The sequence below is a fragment of the Leptolyngbya subtilissima AS-A7 genome, assembly GCF_039962255.1.
Lineage (GTDB): Bacteria > Cyanobacteriota > Cyanobacteriia > Phormidesmidales > Phormidesmidaceae > Nodosilinea.
Genome location: NZ_JAMPKY010000001.1, coordinates 334704 through 350081 on the forward strand (window position 1 = coordinate 334704; position 15378 = coordinate 350081).

Genomic DNA, 15378 nt, shown 5'->3' on the forward strand with positions numbered 1-15378 from the left:
CAGGAGATGCGGCCAAAGCCTCTAGCAAGCTGACTACCAAGGTTTTTCGAGGATAGATCAGCTAGAGCAAGCGCTGCATTGCTCGGTTTCCAGAACCACGCCAACGCCTCAACCTACGGAATAGTACTGCAAGCTTGCTCGAACAGCATATCCAGATTTGCCCCATTCTCTAAAAACCTCGTCGCCTACCCCCACCCATCCCCCTGCCCCCTTGATAAAATACAGCCACCCTAGTCGAGATCAGCCCCAGGGCGCAGCATTATGCCATAACTGGCTGTGGCTGCCTCCTGGGGCTATTTGAGGCGATCGCTTTTGGAGATCCAAAAGCGCCCTATCGATATCGAAAGCTTATTACTCCTAACCGCTTACCCAATCTCCCATGGCTAATTCCACCGAGTCACCTGCCACTACGTCGTCAAGGACCTGGTTTAGCCGTCGTCCTAAGCAGCGCATTTTGACGGCTCCGCTGCCTGCCCCCATTGCCGAAAACATTGAAGCAATCATTGCCATTCACCGCCAGGAGGCCGAGAAGGCCTCGACCACCGAGCAAATTTTGGAGGTGGTGGCCTCGTGGTTTAGTCGACCTGGGTTCTTGTACCTGCTGCTGCTGAGTCTAGGCCTGTGGCTGGGTGGCGATGCGCTTAACCACGCCGGTCTGCTGCCCTTCGAACTACCCACCTTCGGCTGGGCGGACCAGGGACTAGATGCAGCGTCGCTGCTGATCTCGACCGGGGTGCTGATTCGCCAAAACCGCCAGGAAAGCTTTGCCGAACAACGCACCCAGCTGATGCTTCAGCTCAACCTGCTATCAGAGAAGAAAATTGCCAAAATCATTGCGCTGATAGAAGAGCTGCGGGAAGACCTGCCCGATATCGTGCAGCGCTACGACCACGAGGCCGCTCTCATGCAAATCTCCACCGATCCCCTGGCGGTGCTGGAGGCGCTAAAAGAAAACCTGGAAGAAGAAGTATCGGTGGAAAAAGAATCTAGAGAATCTGTAGAGGATGTTTAACCGAGAGCTAGCGCAGCAGCTGCTTGACGGTGCTGATCATATCGGCAGGGCGAAAGGGCTTGGTGATGTAGGCATCGGCCCCCTGCTTCATGCCCCAGTAGCGGTCAAACTCTTCGGCCTTGCTAGAGCAGATAATGACCGGAATATTTTGGGTGGCGGCGGTGTTTTTGATCCATCGACAGAGCTCATAGCCATTCATGTTGGGCATAACAATGTCGAGCACTACCAGATCGGGAGGCGTTGCCTGAATCATCTCCTGAGCTTCTACGCCATCTTTGGCTTCCACTACGGTCAGACCCGCCTTAATCAGCAGCCCGGCGATCATTTCTCGCAGGGTTGAACTGTCATCCACAATTAGCACTGTACTCATACCGATGCCTCGCTGACGGTATGCAGACCGCCCATTGCTCCGTAGCTATTATGGCCAATTTGGGCAGACTCTAACACTTTATTTGAGGACGGCATTGTAGAGGGTTATAGGGAAATAGCTAGCGCAGCGAAAACTTGCGAACTGCCAGCAAGCTGCCAATTAACCCCACTAGGGTACCTAGTCCCAGTAGTGCCGCAGGCAGCAAAATCAGCTGTTGGGGCGTTAGTCTCAGCCCCTGCACCACAAACTGAATAAAGTCGGCCTGCTGGGTGGCTAGCTCGGTTAAAAAACGCTGAATGGCAAACAACAATCCCCAGGCGACGGTGGCCCCAGCCAGGCCAAAGGTCGCCCCCTGCAAAATGAAAGGGAGGTAGATCCAAATGCGGGTGGCCCCGACTAGCTGCATGACCTCGATCTCGCGCTTGCGGGCCAGCACAATCAGGCGAATGGTGGTGGTGATGACGGCGGTGGCGGTGAGGGTGAGAATGGTGATGACAAATAGGCTGGTCCACTTGAGGCCGTCGTTGAGCTGGGCCAGGCGGGTGACAGCTTCGTCGACGTAGCGTACCTCATCGATGCCGTCGAGGCTTTGGAGCTGACTGGCGATCGCTGGCACCGACTCAGAATCCTTCGCTTTGACCTTGAGCTCGTCGACTAAGGGGTTGCCCTTGAGCTGATCGGTGGCTCCGGCAATGTCAGACAGGCCCAGATCGGCCACCAGAGACGCCCAAGCCGCTTCCTTAGTCACCGGGGTCACCGCCACTACGTTGGGAAAGCCCTCGACTACCGGCTGTAAATCGCTGGCCTGAAAGCCGCTTTCCAAATAAGCCGATACCTCCAGCTGGCTACCAAACTGGTTGAGCAGTCGCTCTAGCTGCCAGGTCGATTGCAGGCTAATGCCAAATAAGAATAGCAGCACGGTGATGGTGCTGATGGCCGCCCAGTTCATCCAGCCGCCGCGTCGCAGCCCTAAAAAGGTTTCGCGCAGCAGGTAGTCGAACTTGGTAAAAAGCTTAAACATAAGTGCCCTTGCCTGGGTGAGTTGGGCTGACGGTAATTGAACCGACAATAACAGATATGGGGGGCAGCACCCGATGCCAACGCTAACTACAGCATGGTACAAACTATGCTCTGTTCCTAACCTTGTCAAGGGGCATTCGTGATTCGCAACTGAGGTGGCTTGGGTCGGCTACTCTGAACCGAGCTTCAGGCCGCCCTGAGTAGGACTAGGCAGTAGCTAATATTAGAAGAGATCTAGGATTTTGAGGATAGACCTGTAAATGGCTGAAGCGGCTGGTTTGCCCGATCGCCAGGCGGTGATTGACCAGGCTCTAGCCCTGGGGTTTCACCTGGTGGGCATTGTGGCGGTGGGCCCTGAGCCGAGCCCCGCTGAAACCGCCGCCGTGGGTCACCTGCAAACCTGGCTCAACCAGGGCCACCAAGCCGATATGGACTGGATGGCAAACCCCCGACGGCAGGACATTCGTCAGGTACTGCCGGGGGCGCGATCGCTGATTTGCTTAGCCCTCAACTACTACACTCCCCATCGCCATTCCCAAAATCCGAGCCACGGCAAAATCTCGCGCTACGCCTGGGGTCGCGATTATCACCGGGTGCTGCACAAGCGCCTCAAAGCTCTGGCCGACTGGCTGACGACCGCTGGGGAGGGGACGGTTCAGGTGCGCTACTACGCCGACACTGGCCCGGTGCAAGACAAGGCTTGGACGCAGCAGGCGGGCCTGGGTTGGGTGGCCAAAAACGGTAACCTGATCACCCGCCAGTACGGTTCTTGGGTGTTTTTGGGGGAGCTGGTGACGACCCTACCCCTGGCTCCAGACCAGCCCCACACTGCCCACTGCGGCACCTGCACCCGATGCTTAGAGGCCTGCCCCACCGGAGCGATTACCCAGCCCTATGTGGTTGACGCCAACCGCTGCATTGCTTACCACACCATTGAGAATCGGGACGAAGCGCTGCCGGAGGCGATCGCACCTCACCTGCAAAACTGGGTGGCGGGCTGCGACATTTGCCAAGATGTCTGCCCCTGGAACCAGCGCTTTGCCCAGCCCACCACTGTCGACGAATTTCAGCCTCGGCCCGAGAACCTGGCCCCAAATTTAGATGACTTAGCTAATCTATCAGAAGCGGATTGGGACAGCCGATTTCGGGCTTCGGCCCTGCGGCGCATTAAACCGGCCATGTGGCGACGCAATGCCCAAACCGCTCAGAAGTGGTCGAGTGACCCTAACGCTGACCCGTAACCAAAGTACACTCTTATATAATTCTGCTGTCTAACCTGCGAACGCCGTGCTAAAACGCTCTCTCCTGCCCCTGCTCACCCTTTGTGGATTGCTTGGCGCTACCCTGCCGGCCCACTCCCAGGCTTTGACCCCCTATGTGCTGCCCCTCGACTACGACCTGATGACTGAGCAGGGGCAGTTTCTCGCTAACGAGGCCCAGCAGCTGGCAGAGTTTCAGCAGTTTGGGCGAGCGCTCGCCCTGGCACAGCTGGCGGCGCAACTGGCTCCCAACGATGGTCAGGTCTTGGCCCTGCTGGGCGGTCTCTATCTGCAAAACAGCGAGGTCGATAAGGCGCTACCGCTGCTAGAAGAGGCCCGCACTCTACTGCCCGAGAACGCCCGGGTGCTGTTTGCCCTAGGCTCGGCCTACCTGCAGCAAGACAACCCTCAGTTGGCCTCCAGCTATCTAGAGCAGGGTTTGCAGATTGAGCCCAACAACCCCAGCGCTCTGTTTGACCTGGGCAACACTTACTTTAAGCTGGGTCAGTATCCCCAGGCGATCGCCCAGTTTGAGCAGTCGGTGGCGGCAGAACCCGACTTTTGGCCCTCAGTGAACAACATTGGTCTGGTGCTCTACGAGCAGGGCGAGGCGCAACGGGCCGTGGAGTACTGGCGCTCCAGCCTGGAGCTAGCGGGCAATGAGCCCGAGCCCAAGCTGGCGATCGCAGCGGCCCTGCACGCCCAGGAAAACTGCGGGGTAGCAGTCCTTAGAGCTAGCAGCGCCGCCTGCCAAGAGGCGCTACGCCTGGGCACCGAAGCCCTGGAGCAAGACAGCCGCTACGCCGACATCGAATTTTTGAAGACCAACCTCTGGGGCGATCGCTTGCTAACCTCTACCAGCGCGTTCTTTGAGGTGCCTGACATCAAAGCCCTGATTGCCGAACTGTAGCTACTGATGGCAGGTTGCCGACCGATCAGTAGCGCTGGGGCACAAAAAACTGCTCGTTGATCGGGGGGCGCTCGTAGTCATCCGGCGCGCTGCGGCGTGGGGTTAGCTTGGGGGGCTCGGGGGTCATATCGACGTAGTCGATCTTGCTGAGAATGTGGCTAATGCAGTTAAGCCGAGCCCGCTTTTTGTCGTCCGCTTCGACCGTAAACCAGGGCGCTTCGGGAATGTTAGTGTGGGCAAACATGGCGTCTTTGGCCTGGGAATACTCGACCCAGCGATCGCGCGACTCCAGATCCATTGGGCTAAGCTTCCAGCGGCGGGCCGGGTCAGTAATGCGCGACTGAAATCGCCGCTCTTGCTCGTCATCGCTGACCGAAAACCAATACTTCAGCAGAATGATGCCCGATCGCACTAGCATGCGCTCGAACTCAGGGCAGGTGTGCAGAAACTCGTCGTACTGGGCGGCGGTGCAGAAGCCCATCACATGCTCAACCCCGGCCCGGTTGTACCAGCTGCGGTCAAAGCAGACAATTTCGCCGGCGGCGGGCAGGTGAGCCACGTAGCGCTGAAAGTACCACTCGGTTTTTTCGCGATCGCTCGGTGTTCCCAGGGCCACCACCCGGCAGCCGCGTGGGTTGAGCGGCTCGGTGAGACGCTTAATGGTGCCACCCTTGCCCGCCGCATCGCGCCCCTCAAACAAAATGACGATGCGGGTGCCGGTGTGCTTGACCCAGTACTGCATTTTCACCAGCTCCACTTGAAGGTGAGCCAGCTCTTTCTCATAGAATTTGCTGGTTAGCTTCGAGCTGCCTTCCGACTCAGAGATGAAGTGAAAGACAGGTGGCTCCAAGCCTTTGGCACGATCTTTTTTGCGCTGCTGCTTGGCCTTCTTTTTGGCTTTTTTCGTCTTTTTGGAGGAGTTAGAGTCCTCGGTGGTTCCGAGGTCGGCTGAGGCTTTGCGATCGCCCATGGGTGTTGCCCTAATAGACTGTCGCTATGAGCTTAACGTTAGACCAACGTCTCTAGCAGCTGTGCCTTAGCACTTGCCAACGCCTCCGGCAGCTTGCTGGCATCGCGCCCGCCCGCTTGGGCCAGATTGGGCCGCCCGCCACCGCCGCCGCCAGTGAGCTTGGCGATGCCGCCGATGAACTTGCCCGCTTGGAGCTTTTGCTCAATCACTTCTGAGCTGAAAGCGGCAACCAGGCTAACTTTCTCGGGTTCGGGCACGGAGCCCAGCACCACAGCCCCAGCTCCCAGCTTTTGCAGCAGGCGCTCGGCGGCGGTTTTGAGGGCTTCGGCGCTGACCCCTTCAAGCTCAGCCACGATGACTTTGAGAGAGCCCACGGCTTCGGCACTATCGAGCAGCTGGTCAGACTTCAGCACCGCCAGTTCAGACTTCAGTGCCTCTAGCTCTTTTTGGGCGGTCTTGAGGTCGGTTTGCAGGGTGGTGACGCGATCGCTCAGCTCCTCGGGCTTGGCTTTAAAGCGATCGCTCAGATCCCGCACCACGGCATCGCGCACGTTCAGATACTCCAGCACAGCGGGGCCAGCGACGGCCTCAATGCGGCGGGTGCCAGAGGCCACCCCGGTCTCAGAGATAATTTTGAACAGGCCAATTTCAGCGGTGTTGCTGACGTGGGTGCCGCCGCACAGCTCCATCGACACGCCTGGGAAGTCGATCACCCGCACCTCAGCGCTGTACTTTTCGCCAAACATGGCGATCGCGCCCTTGGCCTTGGCCTCTTCCAGCGCCATCACGGTGATCTCACCCTGGTGGCCTTCGGCGATCCAGCTATTCACCTGTTCTTCGACCTGCTGCATCTCGTCAGCCGTCAGGGCGCGGGGGCAGTTGAAGTCAAACCGCAGGCGATCGAAGGCGACCAGGGAACCGGCCTGGGAAATATCGGGGTCGACCAGCTTTTTCAGCGCCGCTTGTAGCAGGTGGGTAGCGGTGTGGTTGGCCTGGGCACGACGACGGCAGGCGCGATCGATTTGGGCCGTGACCTGATCGCCCACGGCCAGCGCACCCCGCTCGACTCGGCCAAAGTGAACGAAGAAGTCGCCGTCTTTTTTGACGTCGTGGACGCGAATCAGCAGGTCATCGCCCGACAGGTAGCCGCGATCGCCCACCTGACCGCCCGACTCCGCGTAGAACGGCGTCTGGTTCAGCACCACCTGCCCTTCCTGCCCCGCCTCAATGCGATCCACCGACTTCCCGCCGACCAGTAGTGCTTCTACTTTGCTGGCGCTGGTGGTGTCTTTGTAGCCCAAAAACTCCGTTGAGTGAATGTGTTCAGCTAGGCTGTCGAGGCTGCCCTGCACCGTCAGGTCAATGGTTTCGTGGGCATCCTTCGAGCGCTGGCGCTGCTCTTCCATTGCCGTTTCGAACCCGGCGGCGTCTACCGTCAGGCCCTGCTCTTCGGCAATTTCTTGAGTCAGCTCTAGGGGGAAGCCGTAGGTGTCGTAGAGCACAAAGGCATCGGTGCCCGAAATTTGCTGGGTCTGCGACTGGCTCTCGCGCTTGAGAATGTCGGTCAGCAGCTTTTCGCCCCGCTCCAGGGTTTCGAGAAAGCGGGATTCTTCGCGGTCGAGTTCGGCTTTGATCTGGACGTCGCGCTGCCGGGTGTTGGGGAAGGGCGTTTCTGCTAGGACGATCGCCGCCTCGGCCACCTTGCTAATGAACGCGCCCTCAATGCCAATCAGCCGTCCGTGGCGCACCACCCGACGAATCAGCCGTCGCAGAATGTAGCCTCGACCCACATTAGAGGCGGTAATGCCGTCGGCGATCATGTGGACGACAGCCCGCACGTGGTCGCCGATTACCTTGAGGGAGACCTTGGTTTTCTCGTCAGATTTTCCGTAGTCCAAACCGGCCAGCCCCGCCGCCGCGTCGATGATTGGCAAGATCAGGTCGGTTTCGTAGTTGTTGGGCACCTGTTGCAAAATCTGGGCCATGCGCTCTAGGCCCAGGCCGGTGTCAATGTTTTGGTTTTGCAGCGGCGTCAGGTTGCCCTCGGCATCCCGGTTGTACTGCATAAACACCAGGTTGTAGAACTCGATGAAGCGCGAGTCGTCCTCCAGGTCGATGTGGTCGTCGCCCAGCTCGGGGTGGAAGTCGTAGTAAATTTCCGAGCAGGGACCGCAGGGACCGGTGGGGCCAGAGGTCCAGAAGTTGTCGGCCTCATCCATGCGCTGGATGCGGTGGGCGGGGATGCCGATCTGGTTACGCCAGATGGCAAAGGCGTCGTCGTCTTCGCGAAAGACGCTCACTATCAGGCGCTCGGCAGGCAGTTTGAAAACTTCTGTAGATAGTTCCCAAGCCCAGGCGATCGCCTGCTCCTTGAAGTAGTCGCCAAAGCTAAAGTTGCCCAGCATCTCAAAGAAGGTGTGATGGCGCGCCGTGCGGCCCACGTTCTCAATGTCGTTGGTGCGAATGCACTTTTGTGAGGTGGTGGCGCGATCGACATCCGCCGGGCGCTGACCGAGGAAGATCGGCTTGAAGGGCAGCATGCCGGCAATGGTGAGCAGCACCGTGGGGTCTTCGGGCACCAGGGATGCGCTCGGTTTAATGGCGTGCCCCCGCGCCGCATAAAACTCCAGAAACGTCTGGCGAATCTCTGCGCCGGTCATCGTAGTGGAAGAGGTGGGGGACTTTGCCATGGAACGGGGGAAGGGGTGGATGGGTAAGGGGGTGGATGGGTAGGCGAGTCAGGGAAGCAACCGTAGGGTGCATCCGCAACGCGATGCACGGCCCTGGGAGCTTATAAATATCCCAAACTTCTATTTTGACCGATGATTGCAGATTGCGAAGCTAACTGGGTCAGATATTTGTGCAGAAGGGCGCGATCGCATCAATCTCGGTATCGGTGGGCCTCAGTCGAGTGGGCTGAGGGCGCATTTCGAGACAGCGGTTGCGATCGGCAGGGCGTGAGGGGTACAGGGTTAGAGCAAACGCCCTATGCGAAAATCTTGGCGTGATCAACCTACAGACCAGGGACTATGGAACAAATTCGAGCGGTGATTCATGGGACTGTGCAGGGCGTTGGGTTTCGCTATCACACCTGCCAGACAGCCCAAGAGCTGAAGGTTAAGGGCTTTGTACGCAACCAGCCAGATGGCACCGTTGAAATTGTGGCAATGGGTACTAGCGACCAGCTAAAGGCCCTATTGCACTGGGCACATCAAGGACCAGTGGGTGCCCGAGTTACCGGGGTAGAGATTGAACCTTATACAGGATCAGCTCATTTCGATGGGTTCACCATTGAGCGCTAGCCGCTGTGTCTAATGTAATGAATCAAAAGCAGCGCCGATCGCCCGTAGCTCCAGCCACAGCAGCGGAATGCCTGTAATGTAAGCCAGGCCAATAGTTATAACAATGTTGAGCATCACCTGAAACTGTGTAGCTGATGGCAGTAGTTGACGGTCTGTCAGCTACGGGTCGCTCTCTAAACCTGCGTCAAAGCGATCGCCGCCTCTCCACCCGCGCGATTTACCCCTGAAGATTTTTTTATCTACCTCCATAGTTTCATCAAGGTCGCTATCCATCTTGGTAGGGTGACAGTGAATTCAAACGGTAGCAAAGAGCAGTTAGAAACCCCTTACTTAGACCTTTGTATCGTTTCGCTCTTGAGGTGGGAAAAAGTTAGTTTTGTTTCGAATTCATAACAATTACTGACACCATCATCAATCAAAAGCATCACTCAAAAATCATCAATAAAATCAGGAGTCTTTATGAATAGCGATCGACAAGTCATAATCCAAAATCAGACTGATGCTGAGTCCGTCAGCCCTGCGACAAGTTTTTCACCCACCGTCAAGGTTCACGGTGAAGTGCCCCCAACCAACGTCTATGAGGTAGAGGCTAAGCCCGCGATCGACACCGAAGTCAAAACCGAAGTGAAACCAGAGCAGAGCCCACCCCAACCAACCCAGGAGAGTCAGTCTAACCCAACGCTGACCCGGTTATTGGTTGGTGGCCTAGTAGGCGGAACCCTAGGCACACTGGCTGCTGCTTTGGCCAATCGCAAAACCTCTAAGGGCTTTGACCACAGTGCCCAAGGGGTAAGCCGCGCCTTTAAAACCATTGGTCAGGGCCTGAGTCAGGCCGCCCAAGGAGTCGGTGATGCCGCCAGGAGCGTGGGTGAGGGTGCGACCTATGCCGTAGTGGGCTCGGCCCAAGACGCTGCCCAGAGCATCACGACAGGCACCCAACAGGTGAAATCGACCACTGCCGACGTAGTCCATACCACGACGGAGAAGGTGAACCAAACGGTTAAAGGCGCAACAGCGGGCATCACTGAAGCGGCTCAACAAGTAAAGACCACCGCGGCTGAAGCTGTTCACTCTACGACTGAGCAGCTCAACCACACTGTGAAGGACACTGCTGAGGGCATCACTGAAGGGGCTCAACAAGCAAAGACCACTGCGGCTGAAGCCGTTCAACCTACGACCGAGCAGATTAACCAAACTGTTAAGGACATTGCTGAGGGCACTCAACGCTCGGCGTCTGACGATTCAACAGTTGAACAACCCGTTTTAGTGGGTAATCAAGCCGTCATGGGTTCCACCTCAGAGATGGCTGATATTTTAGCGGTTGATGAACCTGCTTCAGAAATGAGTGATGTATTAGATGTCATTGATGCAGAGACTGTCAATCTTGACGACTGGAAATCAGAGGCTGAAATTCAAAGCGGTGTAGACGATTCCACCTCAGCCAACAAATTTGTTCAAGAAGAAATTACGATTTCTCCCCAGCCCTCTGCCTCTCTAGGGTTTGAGGCTACCCGCCCCAATGAGAAGCCAAGGAGAAAATAATGTCTACACCTAACGACGAAACCGTCACCACTAGGAATAGGAATCAGATTTCCCCAACGGTCGAGGATGAGTCTTATTCCTCTGAGCGAAACGTCGGTCCTAACAGTCAGGCGTTTACTAAGGTGGCCATTGGGGCTTTGATAGGGGCCACCCTAGGAGGTATTGCCGGCGCCTTGACCAACAGAGGCATTGTCGATCGCATCAACACCTCTGTGCGGGGAGTTGGCAATACCGTCAGAAAAACGACTGCTGGAATTGACGAAACTGTTAAAGGCGTGGGCGATGCGGTCCAAAGCGTTGCGGTTGGGGTCAATACGACCGCCAAGGAGATCAACGAAGCGGTGCGAGAAACGGCTGAGGGTATTAGCGGAACTGTAAAAAGTACCGTTCATACTGTGCAAAACACCGCTGATGAGGTTCAGGAGACGGTTGGCAGTACGGTGAACACCGTTAAGAGCGTAGTGGAGGAAACCACTGCGTCTGCCAACCCAGCACTGGATACAGAGCAAGCAACGCTCTATAAGCTAGTTCCTGTTACTGGCAACAAACCCAATGCCTAACTTCGAGCAACAAAGGGCACCCCAATGAACCCTATCGGCACGGCAGGACGTCGATTATGAGCTGGCTATCTCGACTGTTGATCAGAAAAAAAGTGCCAATCTGTCAGCCGACGGCAGCCTCGCCGGTTTCCCCAAGCCCACCACCGGAGTCGATGGCTCAGGTGGTGGTTGAGGAAACCATTATGGCGGTGGCGAAATGGTTGATCAGCCTGGCAAATCGCACCTTCGAAACGCAAGCAACCTCGCCAAAACCAGAGCCTCCCCCGCCGGCCGACCCAGCTGAGGAGCAGGTGGCCAGTGCCGAGGCTCCACCACTGGAAGAGACCAACCAAGCGAGTGTGGTAGACCAGCTGCTGGCAAAGTTTAGCGTTTTGATTGAGGAAGCTTGCGATCGCACCCAGTCAATTGCCCTGCTTGAAAGCCGCCTTCAGGAGCTTGAATCTGCTCGGCAAGGCACTCCAGATTGGCAAGACTCTATTCAACTTCTCAATCAGGCGGTGGTCAAACTTGATGGCCGCCTCAGCCAAGTAGAAAAGATATTGCAACAGGTTGACCTGGGCACGATCTCGGAGACCTTAGCGATCTCTTTGGAAAACGAATCCCACCTTCAGCAGTGGGCACAAACCTCGACCCAGCAAATTGCTGAGTTTAGCGTTCGCTTAAACACTGTCGAAACCGCTGCTGAAACAACCGAGGAGCAGCACCGCGCCAATCTGCATAAAATCTTTCAGGTAATTCAACCTACCATCCAACAAACAACGGCTCTTGAAGGGCGTGTTTCCTATTTGGAGAAAGTAGTCACTCAATTGAGACTGGTGCCTAAGTTCGTAGAGAGCAACCACCGCTCCATTACTACCCTGCAAAATCACCTTAAGCAGGTTGAGAGCAACTCAGTTTCAATCGGAAACGGGAACGGTGGCCAAAAAGGACTGTAGGTAAACCAGCTAGACCAACTCATGCTTGAGAGCCCCATAGAGACGGTTCCACAATCTGCCGCTTCTTACAGGACTGAGCGGTCCCTCGGTCGCTAGGTTCAGCGCTGATAGGGTTCGTCTGGCAAGGGTGAAGGTGGAGAATTTAGGCGCTCGCCCTAATCTGTAAACTTCAGGCGATGGCGAAAGTTTGCCACTGACTCAACCATGCCTAGGGCAATAAAGTTTGTCAGCAGCGCCGATCGCCCGTAGCTCAGCCAGGGCAGCGGAATGCCGGTAATCGGTGCCAGACCAATGGTCATGCCAATATTGACCACCACCTGGAACACAATCATTGATAACACCCCAATCGCCAGGAGTGAACCAAAGTCATCCTTGGCATTTTGGGCAATAATCACTAAGCGATAGCAAACTAGCCAGTAGGTGAGAATTACCACCATCGACCCCACAAAACCCCACTCTTCGCCCACCGCCGAAAAGATAAAGTCGGTGTGCTGCTCAGGAATAAAGTTGAGCTGAGTTTGGGTGCCGTTGCCCAAACCCTGGCCCCAGAGCTTACCCGCCCCAATGGCAATGCGCGACTGAATCAGGTGGTAGCCACCCCCCAGCGGATCTTTGTGCGGGTCGAGAAATAACACCAGACGATCTTTCTGGTAGTCCTGCAACAGGCCCCACAGCACGTCGCCCAGTTTGCCTGCAATCAGGTTCACCGCCGTGGCGACCACGGTGCTAAACCAGCGCCAGGGCAGCGTAAACCAAGCAGTCAGCCCCATAGCCAAACTCCACACCAGCCAGCCAGGTAGCACCAGGTGAAACATAATCGCCGCCACTAAGGGCGACACAAATAGCACCAACCAGCCGGGGTTGCAGTTGGCCCAGTAGAGCATGCCTAGGGTAATCGCCCCAAACACCAGCGAAGTCCCTAGGTCAGGTTGAACGAAGACAAGTACCCACGGCAGCACAATGACGGCGATCGCACTGCCAACTCCCCAAAGCGTGGAGGCGTCGCGGCGGCTGAGCATTGCCGCCAGGGTAATAATGATGCTCAGCTTGGCAAACTCTGAAGGCTGCACGTAGAAGCCGCCCAGGGCAATCCAGCTCTGGGCACCGCCGCCCACGGTGCCGATAAACATCACCGCCACCAGCAGCAGATTGACGATGCCGTAGATAATCCACTGCCAGTTGAGCAGGTGCTCGTAGCGACTGCGGGACACCCACAGGGCAATGCTCAAGCCGATCAGGCCCAGCACGCCATGGTTTAAGCCATAGTTGCCGTCAACTGTGTTGCGCTGAATGCTATGAATGACAACCGCCCCAAAAGCCGTGAGCGCCACGGGCAGCGCCACCAGCACCCAATCGATGCCCTGCCAGCCTACCGCCAGCGATCGCCACTGCTTTTGCGCATCGGTTAAAAACATTGCCGTTGCCTACCAGTTCGCCCAATTGATTATGCCAAGAACAAGCGGCAGAAGGTGCAAGGCGTAGGGTTCAAGGGACGACCTTAAACCCTATACCTTGCACCCTAAACCCCAACCTAAGACGCCAACGCCGCCACAGACACCCGAGCCGCCACCTGCTGGGCCATAGCTCGCAGCGCCTTAGCGCTCTCGGACTCAGGGTGCTGCACCACAATGGGTATGCCCTGGTCGCCGCCCTCGCGCACCGCCATCTCCAGCGGAATGCAGCCCAGCACCGGCAGGTCTAGCTCTTTAGACAGCAGCTCGCCGCCGCCAGAGCCAAAGATGTCGTAGCGCTTGTCGGGCGCGTCGGGGGGAATAAACACGCTCATGTTTTCGACAATGCCCAGCACCGGCACCTGGAGCTGCTGGAACATCTTCAGCCCTCGACGAGCGTCAGAAATAGCCACCGACTGAGGGGTAGAGACGATCACCGCTCCGGCCATGGGCACTGCCTGGGCCAGGGTGAGCTGGGCGTCGCCCGTGCCGGGGGGCAAATCCACAATTAAATAGTCCAACTCGCCCCACTCCACCTGGTAGAGAAACTGGCGAATAATGCCGTTGAGCATGGGGCCGCGCCAGATCACCGGCTGGTCGCGATCGATTAAGAAGCCCATCGACACCATTTTGACGCCGTGGTTGAAGGCGGGCTCTAGCACTTCTCCCTGCTTGACCACCACCTGAGCCTCGGTCAGACCCATCATGATCGGCGCGTTGGGGCCATAGATATCGGCGTCGATCAGGCCGACCTTTGAGCCCATTTGCGCCAGGGAAACGGCCAAGTTCACAGCTACGGTACTCTTGCCCACGCCGCCCTTGCCGCTAGAAACCGCAATGATATTTTTGACGCCGCCAATGCCGGTGCGATCGGGCAGGGCCTTTTGCTGGGGCGTCTCGGCGGTGACGTCTACCTTGACTGTTTCCACCCCCGGCAGCGATCGCACGGCTTTCTGACAGTCTTCAACGATGAACTCGCGCAGGGGGCAGGCGGGGGTAGTCAGCACCAGGGTGAAGCTGACAGTGCCGTCTGCAATCGCCACATTGCGGATCATATTGAGATCTACCAGGCTTTTTTGCAGCTCCGGGTCTTGCACCGGGCGCAGCACGTCTAAAACAGAAGCTTCGGAGAGGGTTGGGCTCATGGAGTTGAGGGAGTGGCCAGCAAGTTAAAGAATGGACGACATCGACAGTAGACGGCTTTGAATCACCAACCCTTGTAAACAATTGTTGACGATCGGTAGAGTGGGCATTGCCCAACGCTGCTCCTCTCGCACGTCACGAGATTGAGCAAACCATCCCCTATCTTAAGCTGCCCGGTCGCCCCTTGAGCACAAGTGCTTAGGGCAAGCGGTGCTACCAAACTTGAAAGCGAGAGTTGGGGCCGTTGAGCAGATTGGGGTGCTCAGCGGCTTCGGCCAAGGCCGAGGCCACCTTGGCGGCGTAGGGGCGCAGCAGCGACCAGGCCAGGGGCGACAGCCACCCCCGTAGGGTGACTGAATAAGAAATTTGAGTGCCCCGCACGGTGGATTTGAGGTGGTAGGTGACCCGCTCTTCCAGACCAGGAATGGGAAGTACCCGTACGCTCATCAACTCATGGGGCTGCACCCGTTCTACAAAAATCTTGACGGGAATGGGATAAATTCTGGTGAATGCTCGGTAGATTAGCCCCGGCTTAGGTTTTAGCCCCTGGGGCGCGTTGGTGCTGGTCAACAACGGATGCCAGGAGACATCAGCCAGGTTCATGATCGTCTGCCAGAGGGTTTCGACCGAGGCGGTGCTCACGATTAGATAAGACTTTTCAAGCTGCTGCTGCACCTGCACCCAGCGGTGAATCAGGTGCAAGAGGGTCAAAAACGGGCGGGGAAAACGCCCGACGCTAAACATAGCGATGCCCTCCATCGCTGGGCCGCCAGGCTTGAGCCTGAAGGCTATAACAAATTGAGGGGGCTGGCAAGACGATCATGGCGGGCGTTACGGGGGCAAACAAAGCTGGGCTAGGCCGAATTGTCGTTACAGAACGTTGCGTTTCTAAACATTTTTCTCA

At 56.9% G+C, this 15378-nt stretch carries 14 protein-coding genes; 7 read left to right on the forward strand and 7 right to left on the reverse strand.

What is annotated here, in order from left to right; translation table 11 throughout:
- Positions 1-379 precede the first annotated feature (379 nt).
- Complete coding sequence (locus NC979_RS01600; protein WP_190523110.1) at positions 380-1012, forward strand: DUF1003 domain-containing protein; 633 nt, start codon at positions 380-382, stop codon at positions 1010-1012.
- A gap of 7 nt (positions 1013-1019) precedes the next feature.
- On the opposite strand, the gene NC979_RS01605 is transcribed toward NC979_RS01600, so the two are convergent.
- Together NC979_RS01605 and NC979_RS01610 are read right to left on the reverse strand one after the other, a co-directional pair.
- Positions 1020-1382 carry a response regulator transcription factor gene (locus NC979_RS01605; protein WP_190523112.1) on the reverse strand — a complete coding sequence of 121 codons (363 nt, stop codon included), beginning with the start codon at positions 1380-1382 and terminating at the stop codon, positions 1020-1022.
- A 118-nt stretch (positions 1383-1500) separates the two neighbouring features.
- Positions 1501-2403, reverse strand: a complete 903-nt coding sequence (locus NC979_RS01610) for a cell division protein FtsX (protein ID WP_190523114.1) — start codon at positions 2401-2403, stop codon at positions 1501-1503.
- 259 nt (positions 2404-2662) lie between these two features.
- Between NC979_RS01610 and queG the strand changes: the two genes are divergently transcribed.
- Positions 2663-3643 (forward strand): tRNA epoxyqueuosine(34) reductase QueG, encoded by a 981-nt coding sequence (queG, locus tag NC979_RS01615; RefSeq protein ID WP_190523116.1) that lies wholly within the window; start codon positions 2663-2665, stop codon positions 3641-3643.
- A gap of 46 nt (positions 3644-3689) precedes the next feature.
- Entirely contained in the window at positions 3690-4571 is an 882-nt protein-coding gene (locus tag NC979_RS01620) for a tetratricopeptide repeat protein (protein ID WP_313887172.1), read from the forward strand.
- Between the two features lie 25 nt (positions 4572-4596).
- Here the strand turns inward: NC979_RS01620 and ppk2 are convergent, their stop codons facing one another.
- Entirely contained in the window at positions 4597-5541 is a 945-nt protein-coding gene (ppk2, locus tag NC979_RS01625) for a polyphosphate kinase 2 (RefSeq protein ID WP_190523118.1), read from the reverse strand.
- Positions 5542-5579: 38 nt separating this feature from the next.
- On the reverse strand, positions 5580-8231 hold the full coding sequence (alaS, locus tag NC979_RS01630; RefSeq protein ID WP_190523120.1) for an alanine--tRNA ligase: 2652 nt from the start codon (positions 8229-8231) through the stop codon (positions 5580-5582).
- A 339-nt stretch (positions 8232-8570) separates the two neighbouring features.
- Between alaS and NC979_RS01635 the strand changes: the two genes are divergently transcribed.
- From NC979_RS01635 to NC979_RS01650, 4 genes are all read left to right on the forward strand, one after another.
- Positions 8571-8843, forward strand: a complete 273-nt coding sequence (locus NC979_RS01635) for an acylphosphatase (protein ID WP_190523122.1) — start codon at positions 8571-8573, stop codon at positions 8841-8843.
- 459 nt (positions 8844-9302) lie between these two features.
- Positions 9303-10385, forward strand: a complete 1083-nt coding sequence (locus NC979_RS01640) for a methyl-accepting chemotaxis protein (RefSeq protein WP_190523124.1) — start codon at positions 9303-9305, stop codon at positions 10383-10385.
- Positions 10385-10945: a hypothetical protein gene (locus NC979_RS01645; protein WP_190523126.1), complete on the forward strand. Its 561-nt coding sequence runs from the start codon at positions 10385-10387 to the stop codon at positions 10943-10945. The genes NC979_RS01640 and NC979_RS01645 overlap by 1 nt, the downstream gene beginning before the upstream one ends.
- 56 nt (positions 10946-11001) lie before the next feature.
- The gene (locus NC979_RS01650) at positions 11002-11880 is read left to right on the forward strand and encodes a hypothetical protein (protein ID WP_190523127.1); all 879 of its coding nucleotides are present in this window, start codon (positions 11002-11004) and stop codon (positions 11878-11880) included.
- Between the two features lie 155 nt (positions 11881-12035).
- On the opposite strand, the gene rodA is transcribed toward NC979_RS01650, so the two are convergent.
- From rodA to NC979_RS01665, 3 genes are all read right to left on the reverse strand, one after another.
- Complete coding sequence (gene rodA, locus NC979_RS01655; protein WP_190523128.1) at positions 12036-13295, reverse strand: rod shape-determining protein RodA; 1260 nt, start codon at positions 13293-13295, stop codon at positions 12036-12038.
- Positions 13296-13411: 116 nt separating this feature from the next.
- A complete protein-coding gene (locus NC979_RS01660; protein WP_190523129.1) occupies positions 13412-14476 on the reverse strand; it encodes an Mrp/NBP35 family ATP-binding protein in 1065 nt (354 codons plus the stop codon).
- Between the two features lie 211 nt (positions 14477-14687).
- Positions 14688-15218 carry an SRPBCC family protein gene (locus NC979_RS01665; RefSeq protein ID WP_242024173.1) on the reverse strand — a complete coding sequence of 177 codons (531 nt, stop codon included), beginning with the start codon at positions 15216-15218 and terminating at the stop codon, positions 14688-14690.
- Positions 15219-15378: the final 160 nt, after the last annotated feature.

Excerpts from the sequence above, each read along its gene's own strand:
- ppk2 (WP_190523118.1), bottom strand. The coding sequence starts at position 5,541 with ATGGGCGATCGCAAAGCCTCAGCCGACCTCGGAACCACCGAGGACTCT.
- NC979_RS01635 (WP_190523122.1), top strand. The coding sequence starts at position 8,571 with ATGGAACAAATTCGAGCGGTGATTCATGGGACTGTGCAGGGCGTTGGG.
- NC979_RS01600 (WP_190523110.1), top strand. The coding sequence starts at position 380 with ATGGCTAATTCCACCGAGTCACCTGCCACTACGTCGTCAAGGACCTGG.
- NC979_RS01640 (WP_190523124.1), top strand. The coding sequence starts at position 9,303 with ATGAATAGCGATCGACAAGTCATAATCCAAAATCAGACTGATGCTGAG.
- NC979_RS01605 (WP_190523112.1), bottom strand. The coding sequence starts at position 1,382 with ATGAGTACAGTGCTAATTGTGGATGACAGTTCAACCCTGCGAGAAATG.
- NC979_RS01610 (WP_190523114.1), bottom strand. The coding sequence starts at position 2,403 with ATGTTTAAGCTTTTTACCAAGTTCGACTACCTGCTGCGCGAAACCTTT.
- NC979_RS01645 (WP_190523126.1), top strand. The coding sequence starts at position 10,385 with ATGTCTACACCTAACGACGAAACCGTCACCACTAGGAATAGGAATCAG.
- NC979_RS01665 (WP_242024173.1), bottom strand. The coding sequence starts at position 15,218 with ATGTTTAGCGTCGGGCGTTTTCCCCGCCCGTTTTTGACCCTCTTGCAC.
- NC979_RS01650 (WP_190523127.1), top strand. The coding sequence starts at position 11,002 with ATGAGCTGGCTATCTCGACTGTTGATCAGAAAAAAAGTGCCAATCTGT.
- NC979_RS01660 (WP_190523129.1), bottom strand. The coding sequence starts at position 14,476 with ATGAGCCCAACCCTCTCCGAAGCTTCTGTTTTAGACGTGCTGCGCCCG.
- rodA (WP_190523128.1), bottom strand. The coding sequence starts at position 13,295 with ATGTTTTTAACCGATGCGCAAAAGCAGTGGCGATCGCTGGCGGTAGGC.
- queG (WP_190523116.1), top strand. The coding sequence starts at position 2,663 with ATGGCTGAAGCGGCTGGTTTGCCCGATCGCCAGGCGGTGATTGACCAG.
- alaS (WP_190523120.1), bottom strand. The coding sequence starts at position 8,231 with ATGGCAAAGTCCCCCACCTCTTCCACTACGATGACCGGCGCAGAGATT.